This is a genomic window from Streptomyces sp. Ru62, from assembly GCF_002920615.1.
In the GTDB taxonomy this organism is placed as follows: Bacteria; Actinomycetota; Actinomycetes; order Streptomycetales; family Streptomycetaceae; genus Streptomyces.
The window spans coordinates 187,646-205,689 of record NZ_PQSU01000013.1; the positions used below are offsets into that span (position 1 = coordinate 187,646).

Annotated in this window: 14 protein-coding genes and 1 riboswitch; of the genes, 3 read left to right on the forward strand and 11 right to left on the reverse strand. The window is 74.3% G+C overall.

The annotated features are described in order from the left end of the window. Positions 1–4: 4 nt before the first annotated feature. From cobI to C3492_RS19630, 10 genes are all read right to left on the reverse strand, one after another. On the reverse strand, positions 5–754 hold the full coding sequence (gene cobI, locus C3492_RS19585) for a precorrin-2 C(20)-methyltransferase (protein ID WP_103813095.1): 750 nt from the start codon (positions 752–754) through the stop codon (positions 5–7). Further along, positions 751–2,124, reverse strand: coding sequence for a cobyrinate a,c-diamide synthase (locus C3492_RS19590; protein WP_181140449.1), 1,374 nt, complete (start codon positions 2,122–2,124; stop codon positions 751–753). The genes cobI and C3492_RS19590 overlap by 4 nt, the downstream gene beginning before the upstream one ends. Then, a complete protein-coding gene (gene cobO / locus C3492_RS19595) occupies positions 2,124–2,723 on the reverse strand; it encodes a cob(I)yrinic acid a,c-diamide adenosyltransferase (protein WP_103813032.1) in 600 nt (199 codons plus the stop codon). The genes C3492_RS19590 and cobO overlap by 1 nt, the downstream gene beginning before the upstream one ends. Next, complete coding sequence (locus tag C3492_RS19600) at positions 2,723–4,729, reverse strand: putative cobaltochelatase (RefSeq protein WP_103813033.1); 2,007 nt, start codon at positions 4,727–4,729, stop codon at positions 2,723–2,725. Before C3492_RS19600 ends, cobO begins: the two co-directional genes overlap by 1 nt. Next, positions 4,726–8,376: a cobaltochelatase subunit CobN gene (cobN, locus tag C3492_RS19605; protein WP_103813034.1), complete on the reverse strand. Its 3,651-nt coding sequence runs from the start codon at positions 8,374–8,376 to the stop codon at positions 4,726–4,728. The genes C3492_RS19600 and cobN overlap by 4 nt, the downstream gene beginning before the upstream one ends. Continuing rightward, on the reverse strand, positions 8,373–9,881 hold the full coding sequence (locus C3492_RS19610; protein ID WP_103813035.1) for a cobyric acid synthase: 1,509 nt from the start codon (positions 9,879–9,881) through the stop codon (positions 8,373–8,375). Before C3492_RS19610 ends, cobN begins: the two co-directional genes overlap by 4 nt. Beyond that, entirely contained in the window at positions 9,878–10,822 is a 945-nt protein-coding gene (locus tag C3492_RS19615; protein ID WP_103813036.1) for a cobalamin biosynthesis protein, read from the reverse strand. Before C3492_RS19615 ends, C3492_RS19610 begins: the two co-directional genes overlap by 4 nt. A gap of 103 nt (positions 10,823–10,925) precedes the next feature. Continuing rightward, positions 10,926–11,066, reverse strand: a riboswitch (cobalamin riboswitch). A 157-nt stretch (positions 11,067–11,223) separates the two neighbouring features. After that, complete coding sequence (locus C3492_RS19620; protein WP_014671911.1) at positions 11,224–11,451, reverse strand: hypothetical protein; 228 nt, start codon at positions 11,449–11,451, stop codon at positions 11,224–11,226. A gap of 34 nt (positions 11,452–11,485) precedes the next feature. Next, positions 11,486–12,739, reverse strand: coding sequence for an inorganic phosphate transporter (locus tag C3492_RS19625; protein ID WP_103813037.1), 1,254 nt, complete (start codon positions 12,737–12,739; stop codon positions 11,486–11,488). A 143-nt stretch (positions 12,740–12,882) separates the two neighbouring features. Then, complete coding sequence (locus C3492_RS19630; RefSeq protein ID WP_103813038.1) at positions 12,883–13,719, reverse strand: lysozyme; 837 nt, start codon at positions 13,717–13,719, stop codon at positions 12,883–12,885. Positions 13,720–13,898: 179 nt separating this feature from the next. On the opposite strand from C3492_RS19630, the gene C3492_RS19635 reads away from it, so the two are divergent. The 3 genes from C3492_RS19635 to C3492_RS19645 all read left to right on the forward strand — a co-directional run bounded on the left by C3492_RS19635 (position 13,899) and on the right by C3492_RS19645 (position 17,523). Continuing rightward, a complete protein-coding gene (locus C3492_RS19635; RefSeq protein ID WP_103813039.1) occupies positions 13,899–14,627 on the forward strand; it encodes a class II aldolase/adducin family protein in 729 nt (242 codons plus the stop codon). Positions 14,628–14,760: 133 nt separating this feature from the next. Beyond that, positions 14,761–15,888 carry an alpha/beta hydrolase gene (locus C3492_RS19640; protein ID WP_103813040.1) on the forward strand — a complete coding sequence of 376 codons (1,128 nt, stop codon included), beginning with the start codon at positions 14,761–14,763 and terminating at the stop codon, positions 15,886–15,888. 366 nt (positions 15,889–16,254) lie between these two features. Continuing rightward, complete coding sequence (locus C3492_RS19645; RefSeq protein WP_181140461.1) at positions 16,255–17,523, forward strand: hypothetical protein; 1,269 nt, start codon at positions 16,255–16,257, stop codon at positions 17,521–17,523. Positions 17,524–17,560: 37 nt separating this feature from the next. Here the strand turns inward: C3492_RS19645 and C3492_RS19650 are convergent, their stop codons facing one another. Next, positions 17,561–17,977 (reverse strand): VOC family protein, encoded by a 417-nt coding sequence (locus C3492_RS19650; RefSeq protein WP_181140450.1) that lies wholly within the window; start codon positions 17,975–17,977, stop codon positions 17,561–17,563. Positions 17,978–18,044: the final 67 nt, after the last annotated feature.

The window sequence follows — 18,044 nt, forward strand, 5'->3', positions numbered from 1 at the left end:
CGGGTCACAGCTTTCCGCCCCGGCCGCCGTCCCTGCGCGGCGGCGCGATCAGCGTCGACAGGTACGGCAGCGGTGCCCCGTCCAGCTCGGCGGCCGGCCGCACCGACTCCTCCGGCAGCCCCAGGGCCGAGCCCCACACCGCGCCCCCGAGCCGCCCGGTCTCCCGCAGCGCCTCCGCGACCTCGGCGGCCTGCCGCCCGAACTTGTACGCCACGACCGTCCCCGGCCCGGCCAGCGCCTCCTTCAGCACCGCCGACCCGGCCGTCACCGGCACGAGGGTCAGCGGCTCGGTGCCCTCGGTCAGCACGGCCCCGGACCGCGCCGCGAGATCCTGCATGGCGGTGATACCGGGCACGGTCTCCACGACGACACCCGGCACCAGCTCCGCGATGGTCTGCGCGAGATAGGTGAACGTCGAGTACACGTTCGGATCGCCGATGGTGGCGAACGCGACCGACCCGTGCGCTTCGAGCAGCTCGGCGACCCGCTGCCCGGCCGCGTCCCAGGCCGCCTCGCGCCGGGCCCGGTCGGTCCGCTCGTTCAGCGCGAACACCACCCGGACGACCTTCTCCCCGGGCACGTAGTGCAACACGGTCGCCTCGGCCCGCCCGGGTTCCCCGCCGTCCTTTCCGTCAGCGGCGGCCATGACGGGTACGACGACGACATCGGCGGCCCGCAGGGCGTTGACCCCCTTCACGGTCACCAGCTCCGGATCACCGGGACCGACCCCGACCCCGACCAGCCTGCTGCTCATGACGTCCGGCACCTCTCCACGAACCGACGGGCGACACCGGGCTCGGACGCCCAGTGCGTGTGCAGATAACTCGCGTGCACGCCCTGCTGCACGAAACCTTCGACCCGCCGGACCGGGGCCCGTACGCCCCAGGCGGGAGCGGCACCGGCGCCCGGCTCGACGACGGTGCGGTGGAACTCGTGGCCCCGCATCCGCGTCCCGGCCGGCGCCAGCGCACTGTCACCGACGGCCACGGCGTCCCGGTAACCGAGGGTCAGCCGCTCGGTCATCCGCGCGCTGGCGTCGAGCACGCCGCACATGGGCTGCCCGTCCAGCTCGCGGCTCAGGTAGAGCAGCCCGGCGCATTCGGCGGCCACGGGGGCACCGGAGAGGGCCAGTTCGGCAACCGCCCTGCGCAGGGGCTCGTTGGCGGACAGCTCGGCGGCGTACACCTCGGGGAACCCGCCTCCGATGACCAGCCCGGCGGTTCCCTCGGGCAGCCGCTCGTCCCGCAGCGGGTCGAAGGCGACGACCTCGGCACCGGCGGCGGTGAGCAGTTCGGTGTGCTCGGCGTAGGAGAAGGTGAAGGCCTCCCCACCGGCAACGGCAACCACGGGCCGGCGCCTGTCGGCCGACCGAGACGGGTGGTCGCGGGCGGGCAACCCGGGGGCCCAGGGGGCGGAGCCCTCTGGGAGGGCACCGGCACTCCGGGCAAGCCCCTCCAGAGCGGCCAGGTCACACCCCCGTAGCACCTGGTCAGCCATCGAAGCCACCGCTTCGACCGCCGCGGAACGCCGTTCGGCGACCGGTACCAGCCCCAGGTGCCGCGACGGCGTCTCCACCTGGGCCACCCGCCGCAGCACCCCGAGAACGGGGACCCCCGCCGAGTCCAGCGCCTCCCGCAGGAGCGACTCGTGCCGGTCAGAGGCGACCTTGTTCAGGATCACGCCCCCGACCCGCACCTCCGGGTCCCACGAGGCGAACCCGTGCACCAGCGCCGCCACCGACCGCGACTGCGACGAGGCGTCCACGACGAGCACGACCGGCGCCCGCAACAGCTTGGCGACGTGCGCGGTGGACGCCAGCTCACCCTCGCCGGCGGCCCCGTCGTACAGCCCCATCACGCCTTCGACCACGGCGAGGTCACACCCCCGCGCCCCGTGCAGGAACAGCGGAGCGACCAGCTCCGGCCCGCACAGGTACGCGTCCAGGTTGCGCCCCACCCGCCCGGTCGCGAGAGCGTGGTACCCGGGGTCGATGTAGTCCGGCCCGACCTTGTGCGGGGACACGGCGAGCCCCCGCGCGGCGAACGCGGCCATCAGCCCCGTGGCGACGGTGGTCTTGCCGCTGCCCGAGCAGGGCGCGGCGATGACCAGCCGGGGGACGGACATCACCACTCGATGCCCTTCTGGCCCTTCTGCCCCACGTCCATGGGGTGCTTGACCTTGGACATGTCGGTGACGAGGTCGGCGAAGTCCACCAGCTTCTCCGGGGCGTTCCGTCCGGTGATCACCACGTGCTGGGTGCCGGGACGGCCGCGCAGCACGTCGATGACCTCGTCGGTGTCGACCCAGCCCCAGTGCATCGGGTACGCGAACTCGTCGAGCACGTACAGCCGGTACGTCTCGGCGGCCAGGTCCCGCTTGACCTGCTCCCAGCCCTCGCGGGCCTTCTCCTCGTTGTCCATCTGCGCGTCGCGCTGGACCCACGACCAGCCCTCGCCCATCTTGTGCCAGTCGACGCTCCCGCCCTCGCCGGAGGCGCCGAGCACCCGGAGCGCGTTCTCCTCGCCGACCTTCCACTTCGCGGACTTGACGAACTGGAACACCCCGATGGGCCACCCCTGGTTCCAGGCGCGCAGCGCGAGCCCGAACGCGGCGGTGGACTTGCCCTTGCCGACGCCCGTGTGCACGACGACCAGCGGACGGTTGCGGCGCTGACGGGTCGTCAGTCCGTCGTCCGGTACGACACTCGGCTGTCCCTGCGGCATTACGCGGCCCTCCTCGACGTCCCCTGCACATCCCTGACCAGCCCGGCGATCGAGTCGGCCCGCAGCTCGTCCAGCGTGACGGCCGTACCGCCCAGCTCACCGGCCAGCTGACCGGCGAGCCCGAGCCGCACCGGCCCCGACTCGCAGTCCACGACCACCGAGGCGACCTGCTCGGCCGCGAACAGCCGCGCGGCCCGCCCGGCCAGCGCGACCGGCTCGGGGCCGCCGGTGGCCCGGCCGTCGGTCACCACGACCACCAGCGCCCGGCGCGCCGGATCCCGCAGCCGCTCCACCCGCAGCACCTCGTGCGCCTTCAGCAGCCCGGCGGCGAGCGGCGTACGCCCCCCGGTCGGCAGCGACTCCAGCCGCGCGGCGGCGGCGTCGACGGACGACGTCGGCGGCAGCGCGACCTCGGCCGCCGACCCCCGGAAGGTCACGAGCCCCACCTTGTCCCGCCGCTGGTAGGCGTCCAGCAGCAGCGACAGCACGGCCCCCTTCACGGCGCTCATCCGCTGCCGCGCCGCCATCGACCCCGAGGCGTCCACCACGAACAGCACGAGGTTCCCCTCGCGCCCCTCACGGACCGCCTGCCGCAGATCGTCCCGCCGCACGACCAGCCCCGGCCCGGACCTGCCCCGCGCCCGCTGGTGCGGCGCGGCGGCCTGGACGGTCGCCGCCACGTGCAGCTTGGTCAGCGCCCCCTGGGGCCGCCGGGCCCCGGTGGTCCGCCCGTGCTCGGTCCGCGCCCGTGACCGCCGCCCGGCGGTACCCTCGCCGACGCCGGGGACGGTCAGCGCCTTGGCACGGAAGGGTTCGGCGGCCCGTGCGGCCGACTGCTCCTGCCCGCCGGACGCCTGCGGCTGCCCGCCCTCACCGGCCTCGGGCCGCGCGGCGCCGCCGCCGTCGTCCTGCGGACCGCTGTCGGGCGCCGGCTGTCCGCCGCCCCCGCCCGGACCGCCGGGGCCGTCGGGGTCGTCGTCGCCGTCCCCGTCGTCCCCGGAGAACTGCTCCAGCGTCTCGTCCAGCTTGTCCTCGTCCAGACCCGGCGCGTCGAACGGGTTCCGCCGCCTGCGGTGGGGCAGCGCCAGCAGCGCGGCCTGCCGCACGTCCTCCGCGAGCACATCGGTCCGCCCGGCCCACGCGGCCAGCGCGGTCGCCGTACGGGCCATCACGATGTCGGCGCGCATGCCGTCCACCTCGAAGGCCGCGCAGGTCGCCGCGATCTGCCGCAGCGCCCCGTCGCCGAGGCGCACCTGCGGCAGCAACTCCCGTGCCGCCACGATCCGCTGCCGTACGGCGGCCTCCTCACCGGCCCAGCGCGCGGCGAAGGCGGCCGGATCGTCGTCGTACGCCAGCCGGCGCCGGACGACCTCCACCCGCTGCTCCGGTTCCCGGGAGGCGGCCACCTCCACGGTCAGCCCGAACCGGTCCAGCAACTGCGGACGCAGCTCGCCCTCCTCGGGGTTCATGGTGCCGACGAGCAGGAACCGGGCCGCGTGGCGCACGGACACGCCCTCGCGCTCCACGTACGAGGCACCCATCGCCGCCGCGTCCAGCAGCAGGTCGACCAGGTGGTCGTGGAGCAGATTCACCTCGTCGACGTAGAGGATGCCCCGGTGCGCGTCGGCCAGCAGGCCCGGCTCGAAGGCCTTCACGCCCTCGGCCAGCGCCCGCTCGATGTCGAGGGCGCCGACGAGCCGGTCCTCGGAGGCGCCGACGGGCAGCTCGACCATCCGCGCGGGGCGCTGCGCGCCCTTGCCGGACTCGTGCGGCCCGTCCGGGCAGCCGGGGTCGGGCGAGGCCGGATCACACGAGAACCGGCACCCGGGGACGACGGCCACCTCCGGCAGCAGCGCCGACAGCGCCCGGACCGCCGTGGACTTCGCGGTGCCCTTCTCGCCGCGCACCAGCACACCGCCGACCGCCGGTGACACGGCGTTCAGCAGCAGCGCGAGCCGCAGATCGTCCTGGCCGACGACGGCCGTAAAGGGGAACGGGGTGGTCACTGGTCGCCCTCCAAGTCGCCTTCCAGCTCCAGATAGGTGGCGCGCAGCCGCTCCAGCGTGTCCGCGTCCGGCTCCGCCCACAGGCCCCGGTCCGCCGCCTCCAGCAGCCGCTCGGTGATTCCGCGCAGCGCCCACGGGTTGGACTTCTTCATGAAGTCCCGGTTCTCCGGGTCGAAGACGTACTCGGCGCTGAGCTTCTCGTACATCCAGTCGTCGACCACGCCCGCCGTGGCGTCGTAGCCGAAGAGGTAGTCCACGGTCGCCGCCATCTCGAAGGCGCCCTTGTAGCCGTGCCGGCGCATCGCCGCCATCCAGCGCGGGTTGACCACGCGCGCCCGGAACACGCGGTGCGTCTCCTCGCCCAGCGTCCGGGTCCGCACCTGGTCCGGCACCGCCGAATCGCCCACGTACGCCTCGGGGTTGGCGCCCGTCAGATGCCGGACCATGGCGACCATGCCGCCGTGGTACTGGAAGTAGTCGTCCGCGTCGACCAGGTCGTGCTCACGGGTGTCGACGTTCTTCGCCGCCACCGCGATCCGCCGGAACGCCGTCTCCATGTCCCCGCGCGCCGCCCGCCCGTCGAGCCCGCGCCCGTAGGCGTAGCCGCCCCAGACGGCGTACACCTCGGCCAGGTCGGCGTCGCTGCGCCAGTTCCGCGCGTCGATCAGCGGCAGCAGACCGGCGCCGTAGGCCCCCGGCTTCGAGCCGAAGATCCGTGCCGTGGCCCGGCGCCGGTCGCCGTGCTCGGCCGCGTCCTCCTCCACGTGCGCCCGCACGTAGTTGGACTCGGCCGGCTCCGGCAGCTCCGCCACCGCCCGCACCGCGTCGTCGATCAGCCCGACCACGTGCGGGAACGCGTCCCGGAAGAATCCGGAGATGCGGACGGTGACGTCGATGCGCGGGCGCCCCAGCTCCGCGAGCGGGACCACCTCGAAGCCGGTCACCCGGCGCGAGGCGTCGTCCCACACCGGGCGGCAGCCCAGCAGGGCCAGGATCTCGGCGATGTCGTCGCCCTGGGTGCGCATCGCGGACGTGCCCCACACCGTGAGACCCACCGACTTCGGGTACGCGCCGGTGTCCTGGAGATACCGCTGCACCAGCGAGTCCGCCAGCGACTGGCCCACCTCCCAGCTCAGCCGGGACGGGATCGCCTTGGGGTCGACCGAGTAGAAGTTGCGGCCCGTCGGCAGCACGTTGACCAGGCCACGGGTCGGGGAGCCCGACGGGCCCGCCGGGACGTAGCCGCCGTCCAGCGCCCGCAGGATGTGCCCGATCTCGTCGGTGGTCCGCGCCAGCCGGGGAACGACCTCGTCGCACGCGAACTCCAGCACGGCGACCGCGTCGGGGAGTTCGGCGCCGAGCACGCCCCGCAGGACGGCGGGGACGACCGTACGGTCCCAGGCCCGCGCCTCCATGCCCTCCGCGATCCGCCGGCACAACTGCTCCAGCAGGTCGATGGTGTCGGCGGCGGTCCGGGACGGCCCGTCGACCAGGTCCGTCAGCTCCACCGGCACCTTCACCGGGGCGCCCGGCTCGGCCAGCAGCTCCTTCTCCACCAGGCCGAAGTGCGCCGCCAGCGCGGCCCGCAGACCGGGCAGCGCGTTCGCCCGGCCGCCCCACACCTGGGAGGCGCGCAGCACGGCCAGCACGAGGTTCACGCGCGGTTCGCCGACCGGGCCGCCGCCGAGGATGTGCAGGCCGTCGCGGATCTGCACGTCCTTGATCTCGCACAGGTAGCCGTCGATGTGCATGACGAACTCGTCGAACGCGTCGTCGTCCGGCTGCTCGTCCACGTGCAGGTCGTGGTGCAGCTCCGCCGCCTTGACCAGCGTCCAGATCTGGGCGCGGACGGCCGGGGCCTTCGCCGGGTCGAGGTCGGAGACGAGCGCGTACTCGTCGAGGAGCTGCTCCAGCTTGGCCAGGTCGCCGTAGGTGTCCGCGCGGGCCATCGGCGGCACCAGGTGGTCGACCACCGTGGCGTGCCCGCGCCGCTTGGCCTGGGTGCCCTCGCCGGGGTCGTTGACGATGAACGGGTAGACGAGCGGCAGGTCGCCGAGGACGGCGTCCGGCGCGCACCCGGCGCTCAGGCCCAGGCCCTTGCCCGGCAGCCACTCCATCGTGCCGTGCTTGCCCATGTGCACGATCGCGTCGGCGCCGAACGAGTTGTCGAGCCACCGGTACGCCGCCATGTAGTGGTGCGACGGCGGCATGTCCGGGTCGTGGTAGATCGCGATCGGGTTCTCCCCGAAGCCACGCGGCGGCTGGATCATCACCACGACGTTCCCGAACCGCAGCGAGGCGAGCACGATGTCGTCGCCGTCCACGTACAGGCTGCCCGGCGGCTCGCCCCACGCCTCGGTCATCGCGTCCCGCAGCCCGGGGTCCAGCCTCTCGAACCACGCCCGGTAGTCCGCGAGCGGCACCCGCGCGGGCGCTGCCGCCAACTGCTCCTCGGTCAGCCACTCCACGTCGTGCCCGCCGGCCTCGATCAGCCGGTGGATCAGCTCGTCGCCGCCCGAGGGGTAGCCGGTGACCCCGTACCCGGCGTCCCGCAGCGCGTCCAGCACCCGGACCGCCGACGCCGGCGTGTCCAGCCCGACCGCGTTGCCGACCCGGGAGTGCTTGGTCGGGTACGCCGTGAAGACCAGCGCGATCCTCTTCTCCGCGTTCGGCTTGTGCTTCAGCCGGGCGTGCCTGAGGGCGATCCCGGCCACGCGGGCGGCCCGCTCGGGGTCGGCGACGTACACCGGCACCTCGTCGGGGCCCTGCTCCTTGAAGGAGAACGGCACGGTGATCAGCCGGCCGTCGAACTCCGGGATCGCGACCTGCATCGCCGCGTCCATGGGGGACAGGGCCGCGTCGGACTCCTCCCACGCGGCCCGCGAGGAGGTGAGGCAGAGCCCTTGCAGCACGGGGATGTCCAGCTCGGCGAGCGCGCCGACGTCCCAGGACTCCTCGTCACCGCCCGCCGACGCCTGGGAGGCGTGCGTCCCGCCGGCCGCGAGCACGGTGGCCACGAGCGCGTCGGCCCGCCCCAGCAGTTCGTACAGGGCGGGGTCCGCGCCGCGCAGCGAACCGCAGTACACCGGGAGGGCGTTGGCGCCACGCGCCTCGATCGCCTCGCACAGGGTGTCCACGAAGGCGGTGTTGCCGCTCAGTTCGTGCGCCCGGTAGAAGAGCACGCCCACGGTCGGCCGGCCCTCCCGGACCTCGTACGCGCCGTGCACGCCGAACTCCGGCATCCGGCGCGGCTCCTCGAAGCCCTCGCCGGTGAGCAGCACGGTGTCCGACAGGAACCGGGACAGCTCCAGCAGGTTCGCGGGACCGCCCTCGACCAGGTACTTCAGCGCCTCCGCGACCACACCGGCCGGCACCGACGACTCCGCCATCAGCTCGGCGTCCGGCACGGCCTCGCCGCCCAGCAGTACGGTCGGGACGCCGGACGCCTTCAGCGCGGCCAACCCGTCCTCCCAGGCCCGCTTGCCGCCCAGCAGCCGTACGACGGCGAGGTCCGCGCCCTCGATCAGGCCCGGCAGCTCCCCGGCGACGTCGACGCGGGTCGGATTGCCGATGCGGTAGCCGGCGCCGGACGCCCGGGCGGCCAGCAGGTCCGTGTCGGCGGTCGACAACAACAACACTGTGCTCATGCGGGCGCTCCCGGTGGAATGAAAGGCAGTCCTTGCGGCGCGCCCGACTCGATGAGCCGCCACAGCGCGTCCGTGTCCGCGTGCTGTTCGATCAGGTCGCCGAGCCGGTCGAGCTGCTCCTCGCGCAGCGCGGCGAAGGAGGTGTCCGGGGCGGGCACGAAGCGGCGGCCCGCGGCGGCGGCCACCTCGCGCAGGAAGGCCCGCCGGAAGCCGTCCGACTCCAGTGAGCCGTGCCAGTGGGTGCCCCAGGTCTGGCCCACCCGGCAGCCGTCCAGGAAGGGTTCGCCGCCCTCGACCGTGGCCACCCCGTGGTGGATCTCGTAGCCGTCGACCCGCTCGCCGAGGGCTTCGCCGCTGGGCCGGGTGAGGGTCTTCTCGCGGGCGAAGCGCACCCGGACGGGCAGGACGCCGAGCCCGTCGACATGACCGCGCCGGCTCTCGACGTCGTCCTCGATGTGCTCGCCGAGGATCTGGAAGCCGCCGCAGACACCGAGGACGGGGCGTCCCTCGGCGGCCCGGCGGACGAGCGCGTCCGCCAGCCCCCGCTCCCGCAGCCACTCCAACGCCCGTACGGTCCCGCGCGTGCCCGGGACGACGACGAGATCGGCGTCCGCCAGCTCCTCCGGGCGGTCCACGAACCGTACGACCACGCCCGGTTCGGCGGCCAGCGCGTCCACGTCGGTGAAGTTGGACATCAGCGGGACCGCGCACACGGCGACCCGCAGCACGTCCTCGCCGACCGGCGGCGTCACGGCGGACTCCCGGACCGTGCCCCGCAGGGACACCCTCAGTCCGTCCTCCTCGTCGATGCCGAGCCCGTGCCGGAAGGGCAGCACGCCGTACGTCCGCCGCCCGGTGAGGTCCTGGAGCATGTCCAACCCCGGCTCCAGCAGGCCGACATCGCCCCGGAACTTGTTCACCAGGAACCCGGCCACCAGCTCCTGGTCCTCCGGGGAGAGCAGGGCGACGGTGCCGAAGAAGGAGGCGAACACGCCCCCGCGGTCGATGTCGCCGACGACGAGCACGGGCAGCCGCGCGTTCCGCGCGATCCCCATGTTGACGATGTCGGTCCGCCGCAGGTTGATCTCGGCCGGACTCCCCGCCCCCTCACAGATCACCGCGTCATACGTGCCCCGCAACTCCGCGAGGCAGTCCAGCACCGTGCCCAGCAGCCGCTGCTGGCGCCCGCCGTGGTACCCGCGCGCGCTGAGCTCGCCCACCGGCCTGCCCAGCAGCACCACCTGGCTGCTCTGCTCGCCGCCCGGCTTGAGCAGCACCGGGTTCATCAGCGCGGTCGGCTCGACCCTGCAGGCCTGGGCCTGCATGGCCTGCGCCCGGCCGATCTCCGCGCCCTCGCGCGTCACGAACGAGTTCAGGGACATGTTCTGCGCCTTGAACGGCGCGACCTTCACGCCCTGGCGGACCAGCCAGCGGCAGATGCCGGCCGTCACGACGCTCTTGCCCGCGTCGGAGGTGGTGCCGGCGACGAGGAGACCACCGTTCACTTCCCACGTCCTTTCATCATTGCGCGCGCGGCCAGCGTGGTGCCGAGCGCGAGCAGGCCGACGCGGCGCGAGAGCCGTACGGCCCGGTCGATGTCGGTGACGCGGACCGGCCGTCCGGTGGCGCCGTTCAGCACCGGGCGGTGTTCGACCCGGCCGCCGTAGGAGAGCGTGCCGCCCAGGCGCACGCCGAGGGCGCCCGCGAAGCTGGCTTCCACGGGCCCGGCGTTGGGGCTCGGATGCCTGCGCGCGTCCGCCCGCCAGGCGCGCAGGGCGCCGCGCGGATCGGGTCCGGCCACGGCGGCGAGTACCGCGGTCAGCCGGGCCCCCGGCCAGCCGGCGACGTCGTCCAGGCGGGCGGAGGCCCAGCCGTAGCGCCGGTGGCGGGGCGACTTGTGACCCACCATCGCGTCCAGGGTGTTGACCGCCCGGAACCCGAGCAGCCCCGGCACCCCGGCCACGGCGCCCCAGACGAGCGCGCCGACCACGGCGTCGGAGGTGTTCTCGGCGACCGACTCGACCACGGCCCGGGCGATGCCGTCGGCGTCCAGCGCCTGCGGGTCCCGGCCGCACAGGTGCGGCAGCCGGGCCCGGGCGGCCTCGACGTCCCCGGCCTCAAGGGCACGCCCGATGGCGCGGGCCTCCCGGGCGAGCGAGGTGCCGCCGACGACGGTCCAGGTGGCGGCGGCGGTCAGCGCGGCGGAAGCGGTGCGGGAGGGGCGTACGGCGCGTGCGGTCAGCGCGCCGAGGGCGACGGCGCCACCGGCGCACACGGCGGTGTGCAGGGCGCCCCAGCCACGGTGGTCGTGCCACAGGGCGCGTTCCACGGCCCCGGCCGCCCGGCCGAACACGGCGACCGGATGCCCGCGGCGCGGATCGCCGAGGAGCAGGTCACCGAGGACGCCGGCGGCGGCGCCGTACGCGTATGCGCGATCGGCACCCATCGGCTCAGCCGGCCGTGGGGACAGGAACGGTCCTGGTGCGGGTCCTCGATCGGCAGCCGAGCATGGCGATATGTGTCCTCACTCAGGGTGTCCGCGCCCTGGTTCGACGTGAAATCGGCGGTGAGAGTTCCTGGCTCCCGGGGTTCTTCCCCGGTGACAGTGGCGGGACCGCGCCGGATTCGCACCGGCTTCCTCTCTTGCCGCCGTACATGGCCTGGGCAGTCCACCACGCGCCCGGAACGGCCGTCAACTTGCCTTTGACCTGGGACGCCGGACTGTGCTGAGGCCCACATCGCCGGTCTGCCGTACGCCGGCCGGAGGGCCGGTCGGAGGGCATGCGTCGGCCCCGCCGGTTCCGCTGGAGCGGTGGCCCGGCGGGGCCGATGTCGGGTTTCGGGCCGTCAGGGCTTGACAACGATCAGGTAGATCCCGTACGCCACCGCCGCCGCACAGGCCGCGAAGCACACGTACGCGCCGGTGACCGCCAGCGCCGCGGACCCGCCCTGGGCCGCCGCCTTCTCGCGGCGCGACAGGCCGTTGATGCCGAGGGTGAACAGGACCACCAGGCCCACCGTGAACGCGAGGCTGACGCCGAAGACGGAGCCGAGGGCCGCCCAGTCGATCTTCATGGGGATGCTTCCTTCAGTAACCGTGTGCGCGGGGTCAGACCGCGGCGGCCGGCGGGGCGGCCGGGGCGGCGGGGGTGGGCTCGGTGGCCGGGGCCGGGATGGTGGCCGTCAGGTCCTCGGTGACCAGGCCCGCCGGGGGCGGGGTCACGGCGGCGATGGCGGCGGTGACCACACCGGCCGGTTCGCCGGTCTCCTCGACCACGTTCGTGTGGTCGACGACCTCGCGGCGGGAGATCTTCCAGATGGCGGCGCTCGCGGCGACCAGGAAGACGGCGACGACGGCGGTGCCCCAGTCACCGAGGTCGGTGACGGACTCGGCGCCCGCGCCGACCAGCGCGGCGGCCGGGAGGGTCAGTGCCCAGGCGACGAACATGCGGGTCGCGGTGGACCAGCGGACGACGCCGCCCTTGCGGCCGAGGCCCGCGCCCATCACCGAGCCGGAGACGACGTGCGTGGTGGAGAGGGAGAAGCCGAGGTGGGAGGAGGCCAGGATGGCGGTCGCGGCGCTGGTCTGGGCGGCGAAGCCCTGGCGCGGCTCCAGGTCCGTCAGGCCCTTGCCCATGGTGCGGATGATGCGCCAGCCGCCGATGTAGGTGCCGAGCGCGATGGCCATGCCCGCGGAGAGGATCACCCAGGTGGGAGGGTTGGAGCCGGGGGCGATGGAGCCGCCCGCGACGAGCGCGAGGGTGATGATGCCCATCGTCTTCTGGGCGTCGTTGGTGCCGTGCGCGAGGGAGACGAGGCCGGCGGAGGCGATCTGGCCGACGCGGTAGCCCTTGCGGGTGGCCTCGCCGTCGGAGGTGCCGCCGACGCCGTAGGAGAACCGGGTGGCCAGCAGGGAGGCGAGGCCCGCGACGACCGGCGCGGCGACGGCCGGGAGCAGCACCTTGGTGACCAGGACGTCACCGTGGACGGCGCCGAAGCCGGCGGAGGCGACGGTGGCGCCGACCAGACCGCCCATCAGGGCGTGCGAGGAGCTGGAGGGCAGGCCCACCAGCCAGGTCAGCAGGTTCCAGAGGATCGCGCCGACCAGGGCGGCGAAGATGACCTCGGGACGGATGCCGGTCTCGTCGACGAGACCCTTGGAGATCGTGTTCGCGACCTCCACGGAGAGGAAGGCGCCCACGAGGTTGAGGACGGCGGACATGGCAACCGCGATCTTCGGCTTCAGGGCGCCTGTGGAGATGGTGGTGGCCATCGCGTTCGCGGTGTCGTGGAAACCGTTCGTGAAATCGAACGCGAGAGCGGTTACCACCACAATCGCGAGGATCAGCGAGAAGCTTTCCATTTACCCAGGCAATCGTTCGAGGTCATTGGCTGGATGAACGTAGGCAACCTGGGTGAACGGAAGATGAACTGAGGCGGGCGTGAGGGTGTCCGTAACGCGCGTGCGAGGTTCCGCTTCGTGTCGTCGGCCCAAGCGCGCCTTGGCTACCGGCCGCGCGCGAAGATCCGCAGCCGGCTCAGGGAGCCGTTGAAGAGATTCTGGTCACCCGGCAGCCTGCCTTTGACGGCGTGCTGCCAGAACGTCCAGTACCGCCAGCCGCCCGGCAGCGCGCCCGGCCGTGAGGTGCCGTGGCGGGCGATCCACAGGGCGTGCGAGGAGGAGAAGGCGCGGCTGTTCCCGGTGCACAGCTTCCACCACTGGGTGGTGGTGTAGATCACGGGACGGCGGCCGGTCCTCTTCTTGATCTCGTCGCTGAACGACCGGATCCAGCGGACCATCCGGGCCTTGCCGACCCCGTAGCACTTGTGCTTCGCGTCGTACGGGTTGTATTCGATGTCCAGCGCGGGCGGCAGCGTCCAGCCGTCCGCCCGCCAGCCGCCGCCGTGCCGCACGAAGTACGCGGCCTGCGCGGCGCCGGAGGACCGGTCCGGCCGGGCGAAGTGGTACGCGCCCCGGATCAGCCCCGCCTCGCGGGCGCCGGAGTACTGCCCGGAGAAGTAGGGGTTGCGGTAGCCCGTCGACTCGGTCGCCTTCACGTAGACGAACCGCGCGCCCTTCGCCCGGGCGGCGGCCCAGTCGACCCGACGCTGGTGGGACGACACGTCGTGGCCCCTGGGCGGGGTGCCGGTCAGGAGCGGCAGCACGGTCAGCCCCGGCAGCAGCGGCAGCGCGCCCGGGGCCGGGGGTGCGGCCGTCTCCGGCCCGCCGGCCGGCCCCAGCGGTCCGGCGGACGCGGTCGTGGCGGTCGCGAGGGCGAGGGCCGCCGTGGCCGCCGTGAGGACACCGGCGCGGCGGCGGACAAGGGTGCGTTCACGGGCCATGCGGCTCCCCCGGGGTGGACGTCCAGTCGGCAAGAGGGATCATTGAAGGCCCGCCGATCACCCCGTCTGTGACGTTTTATGGCGTTTCTGCGTGAGATCCGCCCGTTCGGCCGTATCGTTTCGGCGCAGCACCGACCGGCCCGACCGCTCCGCGCCGGTCCGGCTGGCAGGATCACGGCATGGCTGAAGCGCTGCGGAACACGGACGACGGGCACCAGGGGGGACGGCGGGACGTGCGACGGGACAGCGGGCAACGGGACGTGCGTCCGGACGAGGCGCGGCTCTGGGCGGAACTGGTCGCGACGGCACGCCGGACCGTCGCCGACGGACTGGTGGTCGGCACCTCCGGCAACGTCTCCGCCCGCGTCGGGGACCTCGTCCTGGTCACCCCCTCGGGAGTCCCCTACGACCGGCTCACCCCGGACGACATCACCGGCGTCGACCTCACCGGACGCCAGGTGCTCGGCACGCTCGTGCCGACCAGCGAGCTGCCCATGCACCTCGCCGTCTACCGCGCCACCGACGCCCGCGCGGTCGTCCACACCCACGCCGTGCACGCGACCGCGGTCTCCACGCTCGTGCCGGAGCTGCCGCCGGTCCACTACATGACCATGGCCCTGGGCGGCCCCGTCCGCGTCGCCCCCTACGCCACCTACGGCACCGGCGAACTGGCCGAGAACATGCTCCGGGCCCTCGCCGGCCGCTCCGGCTGCCTCCTGCAGAACCACGGCACGATCACCTACGGCGCCACCCTCGACCAGGCCTACGACCGCACCGCCCAGCTGGAGTGGATGTGCCGCCTGTGGCTCACGGCGTCCTGCGTGCCGGGTCTGACCCCGTCCCTGCTGACGGAGGCACAACTGACCGAGGTCGGGGAACGCTTGAAGGGATACGGCCAACGGAGGTGACCCCTTGCTGTCCTCGACGCGCCGCAACGGCGCCCAGCCACGACCTACGCGCCCGGTGGTACCGCACCCGCCCGCACCCCGACGGTCCTCCCCTCCGCTGGCCGGTGGCCGCGGCCCCGCCGACACTGGTGCCGTGCGCACCGTCAAAGCCACCGTCGCCGGGCTCGGCGCGGTCCTGGCCGCCGGGATGGCGTCCGTCGCCGCCGGCCGGCTCGCCAGCGACGTCGCGCTGAAGGCCCCGGCGGGCCGCCCGCTGCCCACCGAGCCCCGCCTCACCGTGCACGGCACCGCCGCCGGCCAGATCACGCTCACCCGGGACCTGGCGGCCCTGCGCCCCGGTACCTACGGCCTCGCGGGCGACGGCACCCACGCGGTCGTCGGCCCCGTCCTTGAGGCGGCCCAGCACACCGCCGACACGGTCGTACGACGTCTGGAACGCGTCACTCACGGCACCTTCGCCCCCGGCGACGCGGTATGGCTCACCCCGAACCTGTACGTCGGCAACCCCGGCACCGCCCTCGGCCTGGACCACGCCGACGTGGACGTGCCCGGCGAGCTGGGCGCCCTGCCCGCCTGGTTCGTGCCCGGCGGGCGGGACACCTGGGTGATCGCCGTGCACGGCCTCGGCGCCACCCGGGAACACGCCATGAACGTGATGGGCTTCCTGCACGGCCGCCGGCTGCCCGTCCTCGCCCTCGCCTACCGCGGCGACCTCGGCGCCCCGCGCCCGCCGGACGGCCTGAACCACCTCGGCGAGACCGAGTGGCGGGACGTCGACGCGGCGATCCGCCACGCCGTCCACCACGGCGCCCGCCGGGTCGTCCTGTTCGGCTGGTCCACCGGCGCCACCATGGCCCTGCGCGCCGCCGAGCACTCCGCGGTCCGCGACCGCATCGCCGGACTCGTCCTGGACTCGCCGGTGCTGAGCTGGGAGGCCACCCTGCGGGCCCTGGCCAGGGCCCGCCACACCCCGCCACCGCTGCTGCCGCTCGCCGTGCGGGCCGCGCAGGGCCGGGCCGGACTGCGTGCCGACCGGGTGGCCGAGACCGCCGACCCCGACCGGCTCCGGGTCCCCACCCTGATCATCCACGGCCCGGACGACCGGGTCGCCCCCTGGGAATCCTCCCGCGGGCTCGCCCGGCGCCGCGCCGACCTGGTCGCCCTGCACACCGTCGCGCACGCCCCGCACGCGGCGATGTGGAACGCGGACCCGGAGGAGTACGAGGAGCGGCTGCGACGGTTCCTGACCCCGCTGATGTGACGCAAGGGGCCCATGGGACTGCGCGGGCTTCCGGGCCGACATGACCCCCGGGCGCCCGGCCCCGGCGTCACCGGCGCGAAACATTCCGTTTAGGGGCGTACGACTGGCCTGATCCTGCCTCCCCGGCCCTTTCCGCACGCGGTGCGTTGGCCAGCCCCGTCGCCCGCCGTGACATTCCGTTTGGGTTTTCGGACCGTCAACCGGAAGACTGCACCCGTGACGTCCCGTATCCCGCGCGACTCCAGGCTCCGACTCGTCCGACCGCGACCCCTGGCCGCCGCCCCCAGAGCTGTGAACCAGCGGCGCCCACGCCGCCCCGCACCCCGGCCGCCGGAGGGCACCCCCGCCCCGGCCGAACTGGCCGGAATGGCCCGCGCCGGTCTGGCCGGCGCGGTCCGCGTCGCCCGCTGGGCCGACGCCGCACTCGGCCCCGGCCGCACCGGTGCCACCGCCGACGGCAAGGCCACCCTCTCCGACGCCACCGCCGAACGCGCCGCCGCCGACCTCGGCCTGAGCGTCGCTCAGGTCCGCGCCGACTGGGACACCGCCCGCCTCGCCGGACTCGTCGAGGTGCACGGCGACAGCGCGCGCCCCGGCTGGCGACTGCGCGCCTGGGACCGCGACGACAGCGCCGTGCTGCGCGGCTGGGTCGCCCTCTTCGACGCCTGGTCGCTCGCCTGCCCCGAACCCGACGGGCACGAGCCGGCCGCCGTCGCCGAGGTCGTCTCGGCCATGCCCCAGGTGCTCTCCTTCCTCCAGCTGTCCGCCGGACCGGTCCCCGTCGAGCAGCTGCTCGACCTGCTCCAGCAGCGGGTCACGGAACTGCGCACCGAACGCTGCGAGGTCGCCTACGAGCCCGGCACCGGACGGCCCGCCGGAGCCCCGGACCCGGCGGACCCCGCCCCCACCGCGGACGCCCCGCTCGCCCCCCTGCTCGACTGGGCGCTGCGGGCCCTGGCCTCCGTCGGCGCCCTCACCTACGGCGACGGCCAGGCCACGCTCACCCCGCTCGGCAACTGGGCGGTCTGGGTCAAGCTGGAGCAGATCTGCGTGGCCGCGCAGAGCCCCGCCGGCAACATCGAGCAGTCCGCCGAGGACATGCTGCGCGGCTGCGCCCAGCTCCGGCCCAACGCGGCCCGCGCCGAGTACCGCGCCTGGCTCGCCGCCCGCCCCGTCGGCAGCGCCGTCACCGAGCTGATCGCCGCCGCCCGCGGCGACGACGCCCTGCTGCGCGGCCTGGCCTTCGAGGCGCTGCGGGTCGTCGGCGCCCCCGCCGAGCCCGACGTGCGGTCCGTCGTGGACGAGCCGGCCCTGCGGCCGTACGCCCTGCTGTGGCTGGCCGAGCACGACGGGGTCGACCCGGAGGACGCCCACGAGGTGCTCACCCGGGACGAGGCCACCTGGCTGTGGGTGGACACCGCCGCCGCCGTCGCCGACCACGGCGAGGCGCCGATGCTGGTCCGGCACCTGGAGTCCGCGGTGCAGCCCACCGTCCCCCAGCTGCTCGACGAGGTCCGCGCCGTCGGCCACCCGCGCACCGTGCAGGTCCTGGTCGCGCTCGCCGCCGCCCACCCCGACCCGGCCCTGGCCAAGGCCGTCCGCCGGGCGGCGTTCCAGGTGCACACCGGGGGCTGAGGGGCAGGCCGAGCAGGGGGTGCGGCGGGGGAGTGGCTCAGACGCCGATCTCGGGGGCGTACGTCCCGAAACTCCAGACGTTGCCCTCGGCGTCTCTGGCCATGTAGTCCCGCGAGCCGTAGTCCTGGTCCGTCGGGGGCATCAGGATCTCCACCCCGTGCTCCACGGCCCGCTGGTGGTGGGCGTCCACGTCGTCCACCACGACGTACACCCCGGCGGGTCCCGCGTCCCGCATCGCCGCGTCGAAGAGGCCGCCGCGCCCCTTGGAGCCGATCATCACCGCGCCGTTGCCCTGGACCAGCTCGGCGTGCATCACCTTGCCGTCCTCCGTCTCGTACACCGACAGCTCGGTGAAGCCGAGGGCCTCCGTGAGCTGCCGGATCGCCGCCCTGGCGTCCGCGTACAGCAGTGTGGGACAGATGCCCGGCCGTGCGCCGCCACCCGTGCCTGCCATGCCGATCACTCCTTCGCGCACCGGTTCCGCCGTGCTCGGTGCGAGTCTCGCAGCCGCCACTGACAAC